This is a genomic window from Streptomyces boluensis, from assembly GCF_009908195.1.
GTDB classification, from domain to species: domain Bacteria; phylum Actinomycetota; class Actinomycetes; order Streptomycetales; family Streptomycetaceae; genus Streptomyces; species Streptomyces boluensis.
On record NZ_JAAAHS010000123.1, the window covers coordinates 1 to 18855 of the forward strand.

The following is an 18855-nucleotide window of genomic DNA, read 5'->3' on the forward strand; positions in this document are numbered from 1 at the left end:
CCCCGAACCCGCCCGCGACCAGGATCTTCAGCGCGTCCGGAAAGGCGTCCCCGGCGGGCGCGGGCCCCGCGCCCGCCGACTCGGCCGGTACGTAACCCATCGCCTCAGCCGGTACGTAACCCACCGGCTGAGCCGGTACGAAGGGGTCAGAGCCGTCGTCGTAGACCATCGAGCACTGCCTCCAGCAGGGACTGGTCGGTGGGGTTGTCGCGGAAGGTGGGGGCCTTGGCGGTGAGTGCCCCGCAGTCGACGAGGTCGGAGAGGAGCACCTTGGTGACCACCGCGGGCAGCCGCAGTTGCGCGGCGATCTCGGCGACCGAGGTGGGCCCGGCGATACAGAGGCCGAGCGCCTGGGTGTGCTCGGGGCCCATGTGCCCGATGGGCGCTGTTCCCGTGGGCACCACCATGGACAGCAGGTCGAGGGGTGCCGTGGGCCGTGTTCTGCCGTTGCTCACCGTGTACGGGCGGACAAGGCGGCCGGCCGCGGCGTCGAGCCAAGGACCGTCCTGCGGCGGTGCCACGTTCACGGCCTCATCGCCGTCGGTCGGGCGGGCTGCCGGGCCGGGGTGACGAGGTACGGGCGGACGCTCTTGACCAGCATCGCCATCTCGTAGCCGAGCACCGCCGCGTCGGCCTCGCGCCCGGCGAGCACGGCGAGGCAGGTGCCGGACCCGGCGGTGGACACGAACAGCAGGGTCTGCGCCAACTCGACGACGACCTGGCGCACTTCACCCCCGTCGCCGAACCTGATCCCGGCGCTGCGGCCGAGCGAGTACAGGCCGGAGGCGAGCGCGGCCAGGTGGTCGGCGCTGTCCGGGTCGAGTCCGTGGACGGACTTCACCAGTCCGTCGGAGGAGAGCAGGACCGCGCTGCGGGTGTGCGGCACCCGCTGCACCAGGCCGCTCAACAACCAGTCGAGGTCGGAGACCTGGCCGGTCGGTACATCGCTCGCCATGGGGGATCGACTCCTCGGTATACGCCATCAACGTGTGGGTACGGAACGGGACTTGAGGTCCGGCGGGACGGGTCACGCGCCGGGCCCGTGCCGGTTCGGCTCCAGCAGCGGGTCGGGCTGCGACTGCGGGTCCGGCTGCGACTGCGACTGCGTGTGCGCGCCCGGCTGAGGCTGCGAATGCGGTTGCGGCTCGGGTTCCGGCTGCCGGCTCGGCTCGGGCCGCGGGTCGACGTGCGCCTCGGCGAGGCCGATGCCGCGCTGGAACGCGGCCATGAGACCGGGGTCGTGCCCCTCCTCCGGGCCTTCGTCCACGACGGCGGTCGGCGGTACGGGCGCCTCGCGCAGCTGCGGAACCAGGTGCTCCTGGGCGCGGCGCTTGGGGAGTTGGGGGCGCCCGATGGTGCCGCGTACGCCGGTGGGCGCGAGCGGCGGCGGGCTCTGGCTCTCGGGCACGAAGCGCTCGGACTCGAAGCGCTCGGGCGGCGCGAGGTGCCCGGACTCGAAGCGCTCGGACTCGAAGTGCCCGGACTCGAAACGCTCAGGCTCAAACTGCTCAGGCTCGAAGCGCTCCGCTGGGCGGCCCAGGCTCCCGTACCCCGCGTCCGCCGGGTTGGACCGGGTCTCGTGCGCGCCGCGCACTGGCAACGGCGGCCGCCCGCCCTGCGCCTGCGCCGACTGCTCCGCGCGCGGCGCCTGCGCGGGCACCGGGGCGACAGGGGCGTGCGTGGCGGTGTGCAGGGTCAGCGCGGGCGCGTCCGCGCCACGGGCCCGCCGCCCCACCCGCCCAGCCTCCGGTACGGAGACCTCGGAAGCGGCCGGGTGCTCCTGCTGCGGTACGGGGAAGGGCTCGGGGCTCGACGTGAACTCGGCGGCGTGCAGGCCGTGTTGGGACGGCGCCGGGCGCGGTTCCTGCCGGGGGTGCCGGACCTGGAGGTGCTGGGACCGGGACGGCGCGGGCTGCCGTACGGGCTGCGCCGGAGTCGGCTCGGCGGACTGCGGAAGGGGCTGCGGGAGCGGCTGCGGCTGCGCCTGCGACGTCTGGGCGGCCTGAGCCGCCCCCGCCGCCCCCTGACGAGGGTCGCTCTCGGCGTCCGCCGCCTCCTCCCCGAGCAGTCCCTGCGGCAGCACGATGATGGCCTGCATACCGCCGTAGATGTTGGTCTGCAGCCGTACCGCGATGCCGTGCCTGCGGGCGAGCGCGGCGACCACGAAGAGGCCGATGCGCCCACCGGAGATCAGGTTCGCCACGTCGATCTGCTCGGGGTCGGCGAGCAGCGCGTTCATCTCGTTCTGCTCGGCGGCCGCCATGCCGAGGCCCCGGTCCTCCACCTCGACGGCGAGCCCGGAGGTGACCTGGCTGACCCGCAGCAGGACCTGCGTGTCGGGGGCGGAGTACACCGAGGCGTTCTCGACGAGTTCGGCGAGCAGGTGGATGACGTCGGCGACGGCGTGGCCGCGCAGCGTGCCGTCGATCGGCGGTACCAGCTTGACCCGGGAGTACTGCTCGACCTCGGCGATCGCGGAGCGCAGCACCTCGCTCATGGTGACCGGGTGGGACCACTGGCGGCGCGAGATGGCGCCGCCGAGTACGGCGAGGTTCTCCGCGTGCCGCCGGATGCGGGTCGCCAGGTGGTCCACGTGGAAGAGGCCCTTGAGCAGCTCCGGGTCCTCGACCTCGTTCTCCAGCTCGTCGAGGAGCTGGATCTCGCGGTGCACCAGGGACTGCAGCCGGCGGGCGAGGTTGACCAGGAGCTCGACCTTCTGCTCGCTGCTCGCCTGGCTGGAGAACTGCGCGGCCTGCAGGACGGAGCCGACGGCGGCCTCGTGGGCGCGGGTCAACTCGTTGGCCAGCTGGTCGAATTCGTCGCCCTCGCCGGTGCTCGGCGGGGTCGGTGCCGGGCGCTTGGGGGCGGGCTCGCCGCGGCGCAGGCGCTCGACCAGGACGCCGAGTTCTTTCTGTGCACGTGCGGTGCTGCGGCGGAGTGCGCCGACCCGGTCCATGACGGACCGGCTGCTCCGGTCGGCGGCCACGACGGCGGCGACGAGCCCGGCGAGGGCCACGGTCGCGGCGCCGGTCAGGACGCCCCACGCGACCGGCGAGGGCTGCGCCGAGGTGGACTTGAACACGCACAGCACGGCGGCCGCCCCGGAGAGGGCCACCGCGACGGCGGGCAGCACCGTGGCGCGCAGGAGCTGGCGGCGTATCTGGGCGTCGGGGGCCGGCTGGGCGGCGCGCGGTCCTGGCCTGCCGTGGCGTCCGCCCTCCCGGCGTTCTGCGCGTGCGGCCGGTTCGCGAAGGTGAGACATCAGTGTCCTCGTCGAGTGGACTCGTGGTGCGCGGGCGGCGCCGCTCGGATTTAGGGCATACGGCATCGCGGTGCCGATCCCCGTCGAGCAGCGGATGTGCCCTGCGTTGGTCGACGAGCACACACGGTAGTCACCAAACCAAGGTCCCCGGTGGGCAGTTGACGAACTTCACCGAACCGCGTTCCACGACCGTATGACGTCTCGTACAATCGCCCGATCCCGCAGGTCGGACGCTTGTTCGCCCCCTGTGCGGCCACCGCCCGGCAGCGCGCGTACGAGCGGTTCCCGCGTACGTGACCCTGGGTGTGCCCCAGGCCAGGGATGCCGCATGGACACCACATGGGTGCCACCTGGATGCCCCTGAGCGCACCGCCGCGAGGGGCCCCACGCACACGAAAAGCCCCGCCCCGCCGGGCGCTGCGAGAGCGCGCGGCGGGACGGGGCGTCCCGTACTACGGGTGAATCAGCGGTGGAGGGCGGTCAGTTGTCGCCGCGCCACCAGTTCAGCCAGACGTTGAGCACCTTCTGCGTGGGCGAGACCGTCACCGGCGGCGGAGGCGGCGTCGCCGGGTACAGCAGGGACCCCGTGGCCGGACCGGCCGGGCCCTGGCCCGCGGGGCCCTGCACGAACCCGCCGGGCTCGGCGTGCACAGGGCGCGGCGAGAACCGCACCGGGAGGGTCTTCAGGGCCCGGTGGAAGGGGCCCGGACGCCACTCCAGGGTCGACTCGTCGACAGCGAGCCGGACGTCCGGCATGCGCTTGAAGAGGCGCTCGATCGCGGTGTACGCGATCGACAGGGCCTGGCGCTGCGCCGGGCACTGGTGCGGGCCCGCGGACCAGGCGAGGTGCGCGCTGTGCGTGGCGTCCTGGTCCTCCGCGATGCCTTCCGCCGGGTCGTTGTTGGCGGCGGCGAAGGAGAGCAGGATCGGCACGCCGGTCGGGAACACCACGTCGTGCAGCTCGGTGGTCCGACGGGCGTAGTGCACGCCGTAGTTGGCGAGCGGAGGGTCCCAGCGCAGCACGTCGTTGATGGACTCGCTGATCGGCGGGTTGATGCCGGCGAAATGCCCGGCGAACCGCGGGTCGGCGAGGATCTTCAGGGCCGCCGTGCCGATCAGGTTGGACTCGGGCTCGGTGCCCGCGCCCATCAGCGTGACGATCTGGTGGATGACCTCCTCGCCCTTGGCCTGCGACGGGTGGCTGAGGATCCAGCTGGTGACGTCGGAGCCGGGCTGCTCGGTCTTGTACGCGACCAGGTCCAACAGGCCCTGCGTCACGATGGCGTTGGACTTCTCCGGGTCCCGGCCGTCGAAGAGGGCGGACATGCCCTCGACGAGCCGGTTGCCGATGTCTTCGGGGCAGCCGAACAGGCGGTTGAAGACCCGCAGCGGCAGCTGCCTGGCGTAGTCGGCCATCAGGTCGGCGCGGCCGGTCGGCGCGAAGGCGTCGATGAGCTCGTCCGCGGCCTCCTCGACGAAGCGCCGCAGCTGGTACAGGTCGACCTTGCCGAGCACGTCGTCGATGACCTGACGCCGCGTCTGGTGCTCATGGCCGTCGCTGAACAGCGCGTTGGGCCGCCACTCCATCATCGGCCGTACGGCGCTGTCCTCGGGCAGGCCGCCGCGCATCAGGTCGGTCCAGTGCCGGGGGTCCTTGGAGAAGTCGGGGCTCAGGAGGATCTCCCGGGCCGTGGCGTAACTGGTCACGAGGATGGCGTGCACGCCCGGTTCGAGCGCGACGGGGTGGGCGCGGGCCCCGGTGCCGCGCAGCTGCCCGTAGACGGCGTGCGGGTCGGCGGCGAAGTCCGTGCCGAACAGGGGCGTCACCGCGGCGGCGCCCGTCCCCGTCACGGGGCATCCGGGTGCGGCCTGGTGCTGTTGGCCGTAGGAGTCGACGGGGTAACTCACCGGTAGCTCTCCTGGTTGACTGCGCGTGCGTGGAGGTGTTCCACCAGGCGGATCAGGGCGATGGTCGAGGACTGCGGGTCACGTGCGTCGCAGGTGACCAGCGGGGTGTCCTGGTCGAGGTCGAGGGCGTCCCGCACCTCGGCCTCGTCGAAGCGGCGGCCACCGGAGAAGTGGTTCACGGCGACGCCGTACGGCAGGCCGAACTCCTCGACGCGGTCGAACACCGGGAACGACTCGGCGAGGTTGCGGGTGTCGGCCAGGACCAGGGCGCCGAGCGCTCCGTACGCGAGGTCCTGCCAGAGCCGCCGGAACCGCTCCTGGCCGGGCGCGCCGAACAGGTAGAGGACGAGGCGCGGGCTCAGCGTGAGCCGGCCGAAGTCCATGGCGACCGTGGTGGTCTTCTTGTCGGGAAGCCCGACGAGGTCGTCGTATCCGATGCTGGAGGCGGTCATGACCTCTTCGGTACGGAGCGGGTCGATCTCGGAGAGGGTGCCCACGTATGTGGTCTTCCCGACGCCGAAGTGCCCCGCTACAAGGATCTTGGTGGCGACCTGGACCGTGTCGGCCAGGTATATGGGCTGCTTAGAGACGGGCGCGGAGCCCATTGAGGACCTCCTCCAGGAGGGTTCTGTCGGCGGCAGGGCTGCTGGGCGCCGTCCGCGTGGTGATCAGCTGTGCGTCGATTAAGTCCGCGACCAGCACCTTGGTCAGCGCCACTGACAGGTTGAGATAACCGGCGGCCTCGGCCACCGTCATCAGGGCGCCGCCCCGGCAGAGTTCGACGATGTTGCGTTTTTCGCGGTTGAGCCGGTGCAGCAGCTCCTTGCTCGCGGTCGCCTTGATCAGGGTGATCACGTCGACGTCCGTCCGCGAGGGCTGTGCCCGGCCACCGGTGATGACGTAGGAGCGCACGAGTGAGCTCTCATCCGGCCCGCTCATCCGTGAAAGCCAAGACCCTGCCGGTCCGCGACCGCCATCTCATGACCGATCTGTCCGACCAGCTCGTGCATACGCCGGCTGATCACCACAAGGTCGACCATCGCCGTGGTGGTCACGCCGAGGTAGGCGCCCGCGCCCGCCCGGATGGCGAAGACGTACCGCGAGTCGAACTCGATGACGGTCTCGCGCCAGTGGTTGCCGCGGCCGCCGCTGAAGATCGGGTCCTGACACAGTGACGCGAGGCCGGACATGGCGGCGGCATACGTGTCCGCCTCATCCTTGCTGATCTCCTCGGTACGGGCCTGCATGAGCCCGTCCCGGGAGAGCAGCACCGCGTGAAGAACCTCGGGGATGTCCAGCAGGCTGCGGAGCATCCACGCGGGCTTGCTCGTGGTGTCACTCATGAAGTTGTCTTCCCCTTGTACTCTTCGGCCGCGTTGACGCGACCCTCACGGTTGCCCCGCTGGAGTGCGGCCATACGGCGCGCGGTCTCCTCGGCGGAACGCGGGGGCGGCACGTCTCCGTCCTGGAGGAGGGCGTCGGCGGCCTGCGCCTTGCGGCGACGGCGCGGCAGTCCACCCGCGGTGTGCCCGAGCTCAGGACCGACGGACTGCTCGGCGTCCTGGTGCCGTCCACTCTCGGCGGACGCCTCCGGTTCGGGGGCGACGGTCCGCTGCTGGTCGGCGGCCATCGACCCGTGCCGCGGCGCCGGAATCGGAGCGGGGGCCGGCTCCTGGGCGCGCATCTGCGCGGGGGCCTGTATGGGCGCTTGGGCCTGGGCGGGCGGAGGCGCCTGGGCACGCATCGGCTCCGGGGCACGGCTCGGCTCGGCGGCGCGCATCGGCTCCGGGGCACGCATCGGCTCGGCGGCACGCATCGGCTCGGGCGCACGGCTCGGCTCGGGGCTCGGCGCGGGCCGGTCGGCGGGGACCCGGCGCTGCGGGGCGGCGTGGCCGTTGACCGCGGGGGCGATCGAGACGTGGCCGTTGACGGCGTCCATCGGCCGGTGCAGGTTCTGGCCGGAGGACACCCCCTGGGGGCCGCTGTCGGGCATCTGCGTGAGCAGCGAGTTGGGCAGCATGATGACGGCACGCACGCCCTTGTAGAGGCTGGTCTTCAGGCCGACGGAGAAGCCGTACTGCTCGGCGAGCTGGGCGACGACGCGGAAGCCGAAGCTCGGCTCCTCGGCGAGTTCCTCGATGTCGAGGGCCGGCGGCCGCGCGAGCAGCTCGTTGACCTCCTGGACCTTCTTCGCGGCCATACCGAGACCGCGGTCGTCGACGGAGATCGCCACACCGTTGGGCAGCCGCTCCAGCTCGACCTCGATCGGCTGCTCCGGGTTACTGAACTGGTCGGCGTTGTCGAGGAGTTCGGCGACGACGTGCACCACCGGGTTGACCGCGTGCGCGGCCACTCCGACCTCGAGCTCGTTGACCAGGCGTACGCGGGTGAAGCCGCGGATGTACCCGGTCGCGCCGCGCACCACGTCCGTGACGGTCTCGGGGACGCGGGACCGGCCGGGGAAGCCGCCGCAGAGCACCACGACGTTACGGGCCTTGCGGAGGAAGTACGAGGTGCGGTGGTCGACCTTCATCAGGCCTTCGAGCAGCCGCGGGTCCTGGAGCATCCGCTCCAGGTCGTTGATGGTCTTCTGCTGCTCGGAGCCGCGGGCGAGGAAGCTCTCGCCGATGACCTTGAGGAGCTTCCACAGCGACTCGCCCATGCGGTCGCGGGCCACGTCGCTGAGGCGGGAGAACCACTCGGCGATGACGCGCAGGTCATGCTCGAAGTCGCTGCCCGCCAACGAGCCGAAGGCTTCGGGGAGTTGGAACGGCGGCGGGGTCTCGTTGGGGTTCGCGAGCCGCGGCAGATAGTTCTCGAGCAGGAACCGTGCCGCGTCGTCCCGCCGCTGCCGTTGCGCCATCGCCTCGGCGCTGCGCTTGCGCTGTACGCGGGCCACGTTGTGCCCTCGCAGTGCGAACACCGCGAGGACCACCACGGCCCCGATCAGGCACCAGAACAGCCAGTCCTGCTGCCCAAGGTATTGAATCATCGCTCTAGGGCCCCTCGGCCCGTCCTCCTTCTTCGTCTAATCGAACGGTCATCGTCGGCGCACCTCCGCCTGGCGGGCCGTCAGCGCGGTAGCCAGCAGATAGCCGTCGAGACCGGTCAGGTCGCCGCTCCGGGCGGGGGTCCCGTAAGCGCGCATCAGTGTCTTGGTGCCACGCAGCGCGGCGGGCGAGCGGCGGGCGATGGTGCGGGCCCACCGGTCGACGATCCGGTCGAGCTCCTCGGAGTCGGCGGCCACCCGGTGCAACAGGGCCCATTCCAGGGCCTGTTGGGCGTCGACGACATCACAGGTGAGCACCATCTCACGGATACGGGGTGCTCCGACCTCGGCGATCAGCCGGCTGAGGGCGCCGCCCCAGGCGGTCGGCAGACCGAGGCCGAGTTCGGGCATCCGGAAGGTGCTGTCCGCGGTGCCCACCCGCAGGTCGCAGTAGAGGGCCAGCGCCACTCCGGCGCCCACCGCGGGTCCGCGTACGGCCGCGATGGTGGCGACGTCGGCCGCCTCCAGCGCCTCGCACACCTGCCGGGCCTTCTCCGACGCCCGCAGTACGGCCTGGCCGGTGGGGTCGGCGGCGACCAGGGATTCGAGCTCCCGGCGGTCACCGCCGAGGCAGAACTCCGACTCCTCGCCGCTGAGGATGAGGACGCGGAGGTCGGTGCGGGTCCGCAAGTGGGCCAGGACGTCGGCCAGATCGTCGAGCAGTGCCTCGTCGGCGACGTTCTTGCCACCGTCGCGGCGCATCCTGGCCTGCAGGACGGCGCCGTTCTCCGTGACGTCGATCGTCTTGAGATCCATCGTCTCGAGATCCATGGTCACAGGCCCTCCCCCGCGAAGCGTGCGCGCGGTGCGAGGCCCACCCGCATGCTCGCCATGCGCCGGAAGGCGACTCTCGGTTCCCAGATCGGCTCGGACACCACCCGCAGGGTGGGGAAGCGGGTGAGCATGCGCCGCAGGAGCAACTGCCCCTCCAGGCGCCCAAGTCCGGCTCCCAGGCAGAAGTGGGCACCCTGCCCGAAGGCCAGATGCCGCGCCGGCCCGGAGCGTCGCACATCGAAACGATCGGGGTCCGATATGAACCGTGGATCGTGATGTGCGGAGCCTATGCACACGTACACGAGCTGTCCCTTGCCTACGGCAACATCTGACAGAGAGTCACTGCGGGACCCTACACGAGTAGTTATGGCCACCGCGGGGTCATACCGAAGAACTTCCTCAACCGCTGCGGGGATGCCTTCGGGGTGGTAACGCAGCCAGTCTGCCTGGTCCGGATGCCGATCCAGTTGCCACATCGCGGCGTTGAGCAGGTTCGAGGTCGTCTCGAGTCCGGCCATGATGGAGAAGGTGGCGAGCCGCTGCACGATGGACGCCGCCTCCTCCGGATCCTTCTCGACCTCGGCCCACTCGCGGATCCACGAGGAGAGCACATCGTCGCCGGGCGACTTGGTGCGCTCCAGCACGAGCGCCTCGAAGTATGCCTTGAGATTGAGCGCCGACTCGTCCGCGACCGCCAACTGGGCAGGGGTGGGGAAGAGTTCCTGCGACCACGCCTGCCCGTGCGTCCAGGTACGAAGCAGCTCGAAGTCGGCGGAAGGGACACCGAGCCAGCGGCCGACCGCCGCGACCGGCAGGCCGTCGCCGACGATCTCGGCGTAGTCGGCCTCGCCGTCCTGGTGCATCCGGCGTTCCAGCTCATCGAGCCGCTCGTCCACCAACTCGCCCACCACGGTGCTGAGATGGGTGAGCGTCTGCCGGTCGAAGGTATTGCCGAGCACGCGCCGCTGCCGGGTGTGCTCGGGCGGGTTGAGCAACATGATCATCCGGCTGAACAGGGTCGACGCCGGGGCCGTCCACCGCGGCTCGCCCTGCTGCAGACGCCATTCAAGATCCGGGGTGCCGTACGTACGGTCGCGGAGCACCTGGCTGCACGCCTCGTACGACGTGACCATCACCCCGCCCCAGGGCGAAGGCACCACATCGCCGCACGCCCTCAACTGCTCGTAAACGGACCAGGGGTTGCTCTGCCCCTCGCCGAATTTCCGCGCCGACCGCAGCTTGGACAGAAGCACGGCGACCTTGCGGGATGCGTCGCCCGGGGGTGCACTGGACTCCGCACGGCCCTCTTGCCCGGGAACCGACGGCGGACAAGCCAGTGAACTGTCAACGGTCATGGGTTCCTCCAGCCCCTGAGGGAAGATGCGTGCGTTTGCCGGGTGAATTTGTAGTCCTCATATGCCTGTTGACCTTGGCAGGTCTCTCACTTAGTGGGAAGGACGCTTTTTCGCCACAGCGAACGTCTCATTCCACCTCGCCCGGCAGCGGTCGCACCGCCCTCTCGGTCACACCCCGCGATATACGGGCCGACCAGCGAGGCAGAAGTTACGGACCGCAGCCAACGGGCCTCTGAGGCACCTAACCGGAACCTGTTCGGCCGTGGCTCAATAGCGCCCACTGTCGACGGTCGTCCCGACGTACGGACTGGTAACTCGCGCCAACACAAGTCCCGTCCACGCCACCTCGGCCCGAACGCCCCGCCTCCGGGGAGGGTCCACTTCACCCCGGAATCACCCCCTCCGCACCACGCGCCCGGAGCGCCCGCGCAGCCTCCGCTCCGCCCTGACCTGCACCTTTACGAAGCTGGGCGTACCGGGTCACCTACCTGGCGGGCTCGACGGCCGCCGATGGCCACATTCACGGGGCACGCTCACCGGCCACTGACAACGCTCGGTGAAGCTTGGCGGAACGATTGCTTCCGCGCATGGGGTCCAGGGCACGACCGACGACACCCGGACACGACCCGGAATCGGGCGCGCTAACGGAGCGTACTAACGGAATCCAGTGTTCAGGCCGCGCCCGAAACGTGGAGCGCGGGGCGAGTGACGGCCGGCCCGTGGTGATCGCGGACACACAGGTACGAGCCGGATGATTCCCGCCCGCAAAGTCACGGAATTCGGGGCGGGACGGGGTGCGGCGTGAACGTACCGACGTACGCGAACCGGTTCTGTGAATCGCACGCGCCGCCGAGACGCCCGCGCGATGATCGCAGGGCGTCAACTCACAGGCGCGTGGCGGTAGTTGGACGATGACGGGGGAAGCGTGGTCGACGCGGGGCAACTCCTCGGAGGGCGCTACCGGTTGGTGCGGCCGATCGGCGAGGGCGGCATGGGTCACGTATGGGAGGCCCGTGACGAGACGCTCGACCGCCGGGTCGCGGTCAAGCTGATCTCCCTGCTCGCCGGGGGCGGCAGCCGCGGCGGCGAGGCGCGTGCCCGGTTCCTGCGCGAGGCGCGGATCACCGCACGGCTCCAGCACCCGCACATCGTCACGATCCACGACCTGGGCGAGACCGACGACGGCACCGAGGGCGGCAGGGTCCCGTTCCTGGTGATGGAGTTGATCCGCGGCGAGGGCCTGGACGCCCGACTGCGCCGAGGCACGGTCACGTTGGCCGACGCCGCGAAGTGGGGCGCGCAGATCTGCGACGCGCTGGCCGAGGCACACGGCGCCGGAATCACGCACCGGGACATCAAGCCGTCCAACATCCTCATCACCCCCTCCGGCGCGGTGAAGGTGCTCGACTTCGGCGTCGCGCGGGGCCGCCGACCCGTACGCGACCGCGGACCGCCTCACCCGGACCGGCTTCATCGTGGGCACGCCCCCGTACATGGCCCCGGAACAGGCCCGCGGCCACCCGGAGCCACGCAGCGACCTGTACGCGCTCGGCTGTGCGCTCTTCGAACTGACCACAGGCCGACTCCCGTTCGAGGCCCCCGACACGGTGGGCTACCTCTCCGCCCACCTCACCGAGGAACCTCCGCGGCCCAGTTCGGTGGCCTCCGGCATTCCCGCCGCCTGGGACGACCTCGTGGTGAACCTGCTGCACAAGGACCCGGACCGCCGCTACGCACACGCCACCGACCTCGCCCAGGCACTCCGCGGACTCGGCCACGCATCCGAGCCCGCGCCTCCCCGCGCGGACTCCGTCCACCCCAAGCGGACTCTGGCCCACCCGGATCCCGAGGTGGCCGCACAGCCGCAGGGCCAGGCCGATCGAGGCCGAACCCTGACCGTGCTCGAGCGGTACGTCCCGTCGGCATTGCTGCTTGTCGCCGTCGGCGTGCCTGCCGCGTTCTCGCTCCCCGATGACCACAGCGACAAGGGCGCGACGACCTGGGACGCGTCGCTCGCCCTGGCCGTCTACGTTCTGTGCTTCGTGTTCGTCCTGGTGCTTGCGGCAGCCCTCACGCCCCACTCAAGAACCCGTACACGTACGACGGGCTACGCGGCGGCCGTGCTCGTTCTCCTCGCCGGAGCCACCTCGCTCCCGACCATGCTCATGGGCGAGGCGGCCGCGTGGAACCTGCCGTTGACCGCGCTGTCCATCGCCGTGTACTGCTACCGCGACATCAGGACCCGCCGAGCCCGGTCGACCCAGCCGCTCGGCCCCGTCGAACCCGGTGAACCCCGGGAGGGCCCCGTCAGGACTCCCCACAGCGAGCCGTGAACACCCGCTTCAGCAAGGCGTGCAACGTCGCCCGCTCCTCGGCGTCGAGTGTGTCCATGCCCGCCCTGGTGGTGTCCATGTGGGCGCGGATCGCTTCGACGGCCTGCTCGCCCTCCGGGGTGAGGACCACGTTCTTGACGCGGCGGTCGCCGGGGCTGGGCTCGCGGCGGACCAGGCCGCGCTTCTCCAGGCGGTCGATGATGCCCGTGATGTTGGAGGCGTCGCAGGCCAGCGTGTCAGCGAGGCCGCGCATCGCGACCGGGCCGCGGCTCAGCTCGCCGAGCGTCTTGCCCTGGCTCGCCGTGAGGTTCTCGCGCGCGGCCGCGGCCGTGAAGTCGCCGTAGTAGGCACCGAAGGACACAGAGAACAGCTCCAGGAGCTGGTCCGGGTCGACGCGCGGAGATTTTGGCATGCGCCCACCTTAACGCGAGACACTTGACGATCTCAAGTATCTAGGTCTACGGTCGACTCTTGCTTGACCATCTCAAGCATCCACATCATCAAGTACAGCCAGAACATCACGTACCAGAACATCACGTAGCTGAGAAAGAGTTGCCATGTCCGACGCTCGCCCCGCGGCTCCCCCGCAGGCCTCCTCCCGCGCCGCCGAGATCCTGTCCCGGCCCGTCACGCTGAACGGCCTGACCGTCCCGAACCGCATCGCGATGGCGCCGATGACCCGCATGTTCTCCCCGGGCGGCATACCCGGCGAGGACGTGCGCGGGTACTACGCCCGTCGCGCCGCCGCGGGCGTCGGCCTGGTCATCACCGAGGGCACCTACGTCGGCCACGACTCGGCCGGGCAGAGCGACCGCGTGCCGCGCTTCCACGGCGAGGAGCAGCTCGCCGGGTGGGCGAAGGTCGCCGACGCCGTGCACGCGGCGGGCGGCACGATCGTGCCGCAGCTGTGGCACATCGGCATGGTGCGCGAGCAGGGCGACCCGCCCTTCGCGGACGCCCCCGCCGTCGGCCCCTCCGGCATCCGCACCGACGGTACGGAGAACGCCGGCAAGGCGATGACCCAGCGCGACCTGGACGACGTCATCGGCGCCTTCGCCAAGGCCGCCGCGGACGCCGAGCGCATCGGCCTCGACGGCGTCGAGCTGCACGGCGCGCACGGCTACCTCATCGACCAGTTCCTGTGGTCGACGACGAACCGCCGTACCGACGCCTACGGCGGTGACTCCGTGGCCCGTACGAAGTTCGCGGCCGAGATCGTGGCCGCGGTGCGCGCGGCCGTATCGCCCGAATTCCCGGTCATCTTCCGGTACTCGCAGTGGAAGCAGGACGCCTACGACGCGCGGCTCGCCGAGACCCCGGAGGAGCTGGAGGCGATCCTCGCCCCGCTCGCCGCGGCCGGCGTCGACGCCTTCCACGCGTCCACGCGCCGCTACTGGCTCCCGGAGTTCGACGACTCCGACCTGAACCTGGCGGGCTGGACCAAGAAGCTCACCGGCAGGCCCACCATCACGGTCGGCTCGGTCGGCCTCGACGGCGACTTCATCAACGCGTTCGCCGGCCAGGGCTCGCCCGTCCTTGGCATCGACAACCTCCTCGACCGCCTGGAACGCGACGAGTTCGACATGGTCGCCGTCGGCCGCGCCCTGCTCCAGGACCCGCAGTGGGCGGCGAAGGTCCTGGAGGGCCGCCACGAGGAGCTGCGTCCGTACGACGCGGAGGCGCTGAAGACCCTGAGCTAGGCACCCCTGGCGGACGGTAGGAGCGAGGTACGGGGCGCCCCTACCGCTCCCCCGCCAGGTCCAGGTCCCGCCCCTCCCGGCCACCTCCGGCGCCGACCGCCGCGGCCTCGTCCTCCGCACCCTGCGCCCGCCACGGCCGCTCGGCGGGATGCGCGACCGCTCGCCACCACGGGTCGACCGGAAGCACTCCCGCCGGCTCGAACGGCAACCCCGGGTTGGGCAGGGCCACCGGCACGTTCGCCGCGCGGGCGGCCGTGAGCGTGCCCTCGCCCGGCTCGGACCACGGGTGCGGGGCGAGGTTGAACGTGCCCCAGTGGATCGGGAGCAGCGTGCCGTGCGGGCCGCCCTGCAGGTCGAGGTGGGCGCGTACGCCCTCCTCCGGGGTCATGTGGATGTCCGGCCAGTACTCGCTGTAGGCACCGATCTGGATCATCGTGGCGTCGAACGGTCCGTGCTCAGTGCCGATGTCCCGGAAGCCCGGGAAGTACCCGGTGTCGCCGGAGTGGTAGATGCGGTGCTCATCACCGGCCACGGCCCAGGACGCCCACAGGGTGTGCTGCTGGTTGCGCAGGCCGCGCCCGCAGAAGTGACGGGCCGGGGTGGCGGTGAGGCTCAGGCCCGCGATCTTCGTGCTCTCGTGCCAGTCGAGCTCCCGCATCCGGTCCATCGACACGCCCCAGCGCTCCAGGTTCGCACCGACCCCCAGCGGCACCGCGAACACCGTGTCCGTGTCGGCCAGGGCCTTGATGCTGGGCATGTCCAGGTGGTCGTAGTGGTCGTGCGAGATGACGACCGCGTCGACCGGGCCGAGGGCGGTGAGCGGGACCGGAACGGGGTGCAGTCTCCGGGGCCCGGCGAAGGCGAAGGGTGAGCAGCGCTCTCCCCACACCGGGTCGAAAAGCACCCGCCTGCCGTCGATCTCGGCGAGCACGCTGGAATGGCCCATCCAGGTAAGGCGCAGCCCGGTCGCCGGGGGCCGCCCCAGGTCGGCGAGGGTCGTGGGGTGCACCGGCACGTTCCCGGTCGGCGCGCGGCGTACCCGCTCCTCCTTGCGGAAGTAGGTCTTCGCGAACTCGACCTTGGAGCCGAGCGGCCCGACGCGGGCGCCCACCGGGTTCTGGAACACACCGTCCGCGAAGTGCGGCGATCTGTGGATTCGTGCAAGGCGCTCGCCGGCCGGATCGGCGCCGAAGGACTCGGGCCGCAACGAGCGGAGCCCGGAGCGCAGGGAACGGAAGCCGGTCACGGATCCTCCAGCAGAGCGGCGGTTCGGTCAGGTTTTCCATTATGGGCGGCAGGTACGACAACGGCTTTCGCGGCCGGTACGACGACGACTCACGGGGCCCGGCCCCCACCGCCTCCCCGAGGGCCGTTCCCGCGTCTCAGGCGGCGGGCTGGCCGTACGCCCGCTCGACGCGCAGCCGCAGCAGCACGCGCCGGTCGCGCACCATCGCGGCGCGGTAGTCGTCCCAGTCCGGGTGCTCGCCGCGCACGTCGCGGTAGTACGCGATCAGCTCCTCGACGGTGGCGTCGTGCGGGTCGCTCGCGACCGGGCTCAGCTCGGCGGTGCCCTCGACGACCGTCCAGGCCCAGCGGTCGGCGCTGGTGACGTGGTAGCTCGCGCGGGGGTCGCGGCGCAGGTTGCGCGTCTTGGCCCGGTCGTCGGTGACCGAGATCCGGATGACGCGCTCCTCGGGGTCGTAGTGGTGGTTCACGTTGGACAGCTGGGGCCGGCCGTCCTGTTTCAGGGTGACGAGCACCCCGCCGCCGTACGCGCTGAGCAGCGCCAGGAGGGCGTCCTGGTGGGCGTCCCTGCGGTCATCCTCGCGGTCGTCCCGTGCCGGTTGTGCGTCGTGTGCCGTCATGCACTGCTCAACGCCCCGGCCGCCCGAAGGATTCCGCCTCCACGCGCGCGTGGCACCCGCCACGGGAGCGGCCGCCCACAGCCAGGCGGCCTTCCCCGCGCCGCTTGGCCGAGCGGCCCTCGACCTCAACTAGCGGATCGCAGCTGTGACTTGAGCGCGTACGGGTCCACGACACCCTTGGCCGCGACATGGTCGCCCGAGGACTCGCCGCGCAGCCTGCGCCCGATCCACGGCACCAGGTACTCGCGGGCCCACTGGATGTCGTCGCGGCGCCCTTCGAGGGTGCCGCGCGGCGGACGGGGCGGCCAGGGCTGGTCGGGGTCGACCGGCACGTCGAGGCCGAGGACCTGGGCGGCGCGCAGGGCGACCCGGGTGTGCCCCTCGGGCGAGAGGTGCAGCCGGTCGCCGTCCCAGGCCCGCCGGTCCTGCACGGACTTGAGGGACCACAGGTCGAGCACCGGGCAGCCGTAGCGGTCGGCGACGGCCCGTACATGCGCGTTGTACGTGGCGATCTTGCCGCGCAGATGACGCAGGACCGGGACGTCGCGGGTGTCGAAGCCGGTGGTCACCATGACGGTGCCGACCGATTCCTTGAGGTCGGCCACGGCCCGCTCGAAGCGTTCCGCGACGTCGTCGGGGTCGGTGCCGGGCCGGATGATGTCGTTGCCGCCCGCGCAGAAGCTCACCAGGTCGGGGGCGAGGTCCTTGGCCCGCGGCACCTGGTCGGCCACGATCTGGTCGAGCAGCTTTCCGCGTACGGCGAGGTTGGTGTATCCGAAGGTGTGCTCGGGATGCCGGTCGGAGAGAAGCACGGCGAACCGGTCGGCCCAGCCGACGAAGCTGCCGTCCGGGCCAGGGTCTCCGACGCCTTCACTGAAACTGTCACCCACGGCCGCGTAAGAGCCGGGGACAGTGGTGCTGTTGAGGGGTGTCGAATCGTCTGCCACGTCGGCATATCTTTCACCTTGCTAAGTGACCTACGCCACCGTAGGTAGGGGTTGACTCCTGGTGAGATATGCCATTGGTAAAGAGTCGATCAAGCGCGGAATACGCCCGTAAGCCCGGAATTCCATCCGCATACGCGGACGACGCCCCCGGAGCAGCCGAGGGCGTCGTCGAAGTGCGTCGTCGATGTACGCAGCCGATGTACGTAGTCGATGTGCGTCGCGCGGACTACGCGCCGATTCCGGGCCGTGCCGTCAGAGCGAGACGCCGTGCGACCGCAGGTACGCCACCGGGTCGACGTCCGAGCCGTAGCTCGGGCCGGTGCGGATCTCGAAGTGCAGGTGCGGGCCGGTGGAGTTGCCGGTCGAGCCGGACAGGCCGATCTGCTGGCCGCCGCTGACCGTCTGCCCGGAGGCGACGTTCAGGGAGGTCATGTGGGCGTACTGCGAGTAGTGCCCGTCGGCGTGCTGGATGACGACCTCGTTGCCGTACGAGCCGGACCAGCCGGCGGAGACGACGGTGCCCTGGCCGACGGCCTTGACCGGCGTGCCGGAGGGGACCACGAAGTCGGTACCGGTGTGGTAGCCGCTGGACCACATGCCGCCCGCGGTGCGGTACGCGGTGGAGATGGAGATGTCGTCGACCGGTGCGTTGAAGGCGTCGGCAGCGGCGGCGGGCTCGGCCTCGACGGCACCGCCCGCGGTATCCGCGGTGTCCGCCTCGGCCTTGGCGGGCTTGGCCTCGGTGGGCTCGGCCTTCTTCTCGGCCTTGGCAGGCTTGGCCTTCGCGCCGTCGAGGGACAGCTTCATGCCGGGCAGGATGTGCGCGGGGTCGGCGCCGACGACCTTGCGGTTGTCCTGGTAGAGCCGCTTCCAGCCGCCGTCGAGGTCGAGCTGCTCGGCGATGGCGGAGAGCGAGTCACCGGAGACCACCGAGTACGTCTTCGCACCGGCCTTCTTCTCGGCCTTTTCCGCGGCCTGCGGGGCCGCCGACTTCACGCCCTGCGGGGCGAGTTGCTGGACCGCGGGCGCGGCGGCGTTCGCACCGGTGGCACCGAGCAGCGGCAGCGCGAGCGCGGCCGATCCGGTTCCGGCGACGGCGAATCCACGGGTGACGCGGTAGGACTTGGGACGGCGGTGCTTACCCTTCGCGGGCATGGCGAATTCCTCTCCGGCGCCGGCGAGGTGAGCTGTCGGGTTCGGGCTGGAGATGCCCGGTCGCATTGCGTGCGACTTCACCCCAAGCCGCTCCGGTGGACCGGATCCGGCATTAAATCCGTGGGTCCCCCGCTCCTGCCGTGCACGGGTGGGTGTGCGGAAATCCGGACGGCGGCAGGATTGGGCGTCCACCCGGACGTCGGTGAACGTAATCGAGCAGAGAGCGGAGCGACAAGGAATCAATTCCCGTGCCATTAGCGGGCGATGATCCATTCCGGGAATTGCGGTGACACTCCGTGGATACGCGATCTTCGCCGCCCGGTTTCCCGTGGAAATCCCGTCCGGAAGATCGCCACGCACCGTCACGAATATGATCCCGCTCACGACACCTCGACCCACTCTCCTTTATTCCAGGGCCAGTTACCGCGAACGCACCGAAACGGTCATTCAAGGCGAAGAGTTCTTACCGGGACCATCCCGTCGAGTTCACCGAAGTCGCCGTAGCCG

Annotated in this window: 17 protein-coding genes, 1 pseudogene and 1 riboswitch; of the genes and pseudogenes, 3 read left to right on the plus strand and 15 right to left on the minus strand. The window is 70.9% G+C overall.

Annotated features, from left to right (window positions below; translation table 11 throughout):
• Nucleotides 1-146: 146 nt before the first annotated feature.
• From GUY60_RS17355 to GUY60_RS17400, 10 genes are all read right to left on the minus strand, one after another.
• Nucleotides 147-521, minus strand: a complete 375-nt coding sequence (locus GUY60_RS17355) for a DUF742 domain-containing protein (protein WP_161698780.1) — start codon at nucleotides 519-521, stop codon at nucleotides 147-149.
• 2 nt (nucleotides 522-523) lie between these two features.
• Nucleotides 524-955 (minus strand): roadblock/LC7 domain-containing protein, encoded by a 432-nt coding sequence (locus GUY60_RS17360; RefSeq protein ID WP_161698782.1) that lies wholly within the window; start codon nucleotides 953-955, stop codon nucleotides 524-526.
• Between the two features lie 72 nt (nucleotides 956-1027).
• Nucleotides 1028-3262, minus strand: a complete 2235-nt coding sequence (locus GUY60_RS17365) for a sensor histidine kinase (RefSeq protein ID WP_161698784.1) — start codon at nucleotides 3260-3262, stop codon at nucleotides 1028-1030.
• 480 nt (nucleotides 3263-3742) lie between these two features.
• Nucleotides 3743-5170 carry a cytochrome P450 family protein gene (locus GUY60_RS17370; RefSeq protein WP_161698786.1) on the minus strand — a complete coding sequence of 476 codons (1428 nt, stop codon included), beginning with the start codon at nucleotides 5168-5170 and terminating at the stop codon, nucleotides 3743-3745.
• Entirely contained in the window at nucleotides 5167-5775 is a 609-nt protein-coding gene (locus tag GUY60_RS17375; RefSeq protein ID WP_161698788.1) for a GTP-binding protein, read from the minus strand. Before GUY60_RS17375 ends, GUY60_RS17370 begins: the two co-directional genes overlap by 4 nt.
• The gene (locus GUY60_RS17380) at nucleotides 5753-6109 is read right to left on the minus strand and encodes a DUF742 domain-containing protein (protein ID WP_161698790.1); all 357 of its coding nucleotides are present in this window, start codon (nucleotides 6107-6109) and stop codon (nucleotides 5753-5755) included. Before GUY60_RS17380 ends, GUY60_RS17375 begins: the two co-directional genes overlap by 23 nt.
• Nucleotides 6106-6513 (minus strand): roadblock/LC7 domain-containing protein, encoded by a 408-nt coding sequence (locus tag GUY60_RS17385; RefSeq protein WP_161698792.1) that lies wholly within the window; start codon nucleotides 6511-6513, stop codon nucleotides 6106-6108. Before GUY60_RS17385 ends, GUY60_RS17380 begins: the two co-directional genes overlap by 4 nt.
• Entirely contained in the window at nucleotides 6510-8162 is a 1653-nt protein-coding gene (locus GUY60_RS17390; protein ID WP_161698794.1) for an ATP-binding protein, read from the minus strand. The genes GUY60_RS17385 and GUY60_RS17390 overlap by 4 nt, the downstream gene beginning before the upstream one ends.
• 48 nt (nucleotides 8163-8210) lie before the next feature.
• Nucleotides 8211-8990, minus strand: a complete 780-nt coding sequence (locus tag GUY60_RS17395; protein ID WP_161698796.1) for an enoyl-CoA hydratase/isomerase family protein — start codon at nucleotides 8988-8990, stop codon at nucleotides 8211-8213.
• Nucleotides 8991-8992: 2 nt separating this feature from the next.
• Nucleotides 8993-10246, minus strand: a complete 1254-nt coding sequence (locus GUY60_RS17400; protein WP_161698798.1) for a cytochrome P450 — start codon at nucleotides 10244-10246, stop codon at nucleotides 8993-8995.
• A 1093-nt stretch (nucleotides 10247-11339) separates the two neighbouring features.
• Here GUY60_RS17400 and GUY60_RS39500 point away from each other — a divergent pair.
• A pseudogene (locus tag GUY60_RS39500) lies at nucleotides 11340-11714 on the plus strand (serine/threonine-protein kinase); the annotation flags it as partial.
• A 127-nt stretch (nucleotides 11715-11841) separates the two neighbouring features.
• On the plus strand, nucleotides 11842-12681 hold the full coding sequence (locus tag GUY60_RS39505; protein ID WP_281368492.1) for a serine/threonine protein kinase: 840 nt from the start codon (nucleotides 11842-11844) through the stop codon (nucleotides 12679-12681).
• Here the strand turns inward: GUY60_RS39505 and GUY60_RS17410 are convergent.
• On the minus strand, nucleotides 12656-13093 hold the full coding sequence (locus GUY60_RS17410) for a MarR family winged helix-turn-helix transcriptional regulator (protein ID WP_161698800.1): 438 nt from the start codon (nucleotides 13091-13093) through the stop codon (nucleotides 12656-12658). The two genes, GUY60_RS39505 and GUY60_RS17410, sit on opposite strands and share 26 nt — an antisense overlap.
• 145 nt (nucleotides 13094-13238) lie before the next feature.
• On the opposite strand from GUY60_RS17410, the gene GUY60_RS17415 reads away from it, so the two are divergent.
• Nucleotides 13239-14381 (plus strand): NADH:flavin oxidoreductase, encoded by a 1143-nt coding sequence (locus GUY60_RS17415; RefSeq protein ID WP_161698802.1) that lies wholly within the window; start codon nucleotides 13239-13241, stop codon nucleotides 14379-14381.
• Nucleotides 14382-14421: 40 nt separating this feature from the next.
• Here the strand turns inward: GUY60_RS17415 and GUY60_RS17420 are convergent, their stop codons facing one another.
• The 4 genes from GUY60_RS17420 to GUY60_RS17435 form a co-directional block, all read right to left on the minus strand.
• Nucleotides 14422-15627, minus strand: a complete 1206-nt coding sequence (locus GUY60_RS17420; protein ID WP_161698804.1) for an MBL fold metallo-hydrolase — start codon at nucleotides 15625-15627, stop codon at nucleotides 14422-14424.
• 136 nt (nucleotides 15628-15763) lie between these two features.
• Entirely contained in the window at nucleotides 15764-16246 is a 483-nt protein-coding gene (locus tag GUY60_RS17425) for a PPOX class F420-dependent oxidoreductase (RefSeq protein ID WP_161698806.1), read from the minus strand.
• A gap of 125 nt (nucleotides 16247-16371) precedes the next feature.
• On the minus strand, nucleotides 16372-17193 hold the full coding sequence (locus GUY60_RS17430; RefSeq protein ID WP_161698808.1) for an SGNH/GDSL hydrolase family protein: 822 nt from the start codon (nucleotides 17191-17193) through the stop codon (nucleotides 16372-16374).
• A 252-nt stretch (nucleotides 17194-17445) separates the two neighbouring features.
• Complete coding sequence (locus GUY60_RS17435; protein ID WP_161698810.1) at nucleotides 17446-18348, minus strand: M23 family metallopeptidase; 903 nt, start codon at nucleotides 18346-18348, stop codon at nucleotides 17446-17448.
• Nucleotides 18349-18350: 2 nt separating this feature from the next.
• Nucleotides 18351-18513: riboswitch (cyclic di-AMP (ydaO/yuaA leader) on the minus strand.
• Nucleotides 18514-18855 lie beyond the last annotated feature (342 nt).

Excerpts from the sequence above, each read along its gene's own strand:
- GUY60_RS17395 (WP_161698796.1), bottom strand. The coding sequence starts at position 8,990 with ATGGATCTCGAGACGATGGATCTCAAGACGATCGACGTCACGGAGAAC.
- GUY60_RS39505 (WP_281368492.1), top strand. The coding sequence starts at position 11,842 with ATGGCCCCGGAACAGGCCCGCGGCCACCCGGAGCCACGCAGCGACCTG.
- GUY60_RS17410 (WP_161698800.1), bottom strand. The coding sequence starts at position 13,093 with ATGCCAAAATCTCCGCGCGTCGACCCGGACCAGCTCCTGGAGCTGTTC.
- GUY60_RS17415 (WP_161698802.1), top strand. The coding sequence starts at position 13,239 with ATGTCCGACGCTCGCCCCGCGGCTCCCCCGCAGGCCTCCTCCCGCGCC.
- GUY60_RS17375 (WP_161698788.1), bottom strand. The coding sequence starts at position 5,775 with ATGGGCTCCGCGCCCGTCTCTAAGCAGCCCATATACCTGGCCGACACG.
- GUY60_RS17385 (WP_161698792.1), bottom strand. The coding sequence starts at position 6,513 with ATGAGTGACACCACGAGCAAGCCCGCGTGGATGCTCCGCAGCCTGCTG.
- GUY60_RS17380 (WP_161698790.1), bottom strand. The coding sequence starts at position 6,109 with ATGAGCGGGCCGGATGAGAGCTCACTCGTGCGCTCCTACGTCATCACC.
- GUY60_RS17390 (WP_161698794.1), bottom strand. The coding sequence starts at position 8,162 with ATGATTCAATACCTTGGGCAGCAGGACTGGCTGTTCTGGTGCCTGATC.
- GUY60_RS17435 (WP_161698810.1), bottom strand. The coding sequence starts at position 18,348 with ATGCCCGCGAAGGGTAAGCACCGCCGTCCCAAGTCCTACCGCGTCACC.
- GUY60_RS17360 (WP_161698782.1), bottom strand. The coding sequence starts at position 955 with ATGGCGAGCGATGTACCGACCGGCCAGGTCTCCGACCTCGACTGGTTG.
- GUY60_RS17365 (WP_161698784.1), bottom strand. The coding sequence starts at position 3,262 with ATGTCTCACCTTCGCGAACCGGCCGCACGCGCAGAACGCCGGGAGGGC.
- GUY60_RS17425 (WP_161698806.1), bottom strand. The coding sequence starts at position 16,246 with ATGACGGCACACGACGCACAACCGGCACGGGACGACCGCGAGGATGAC.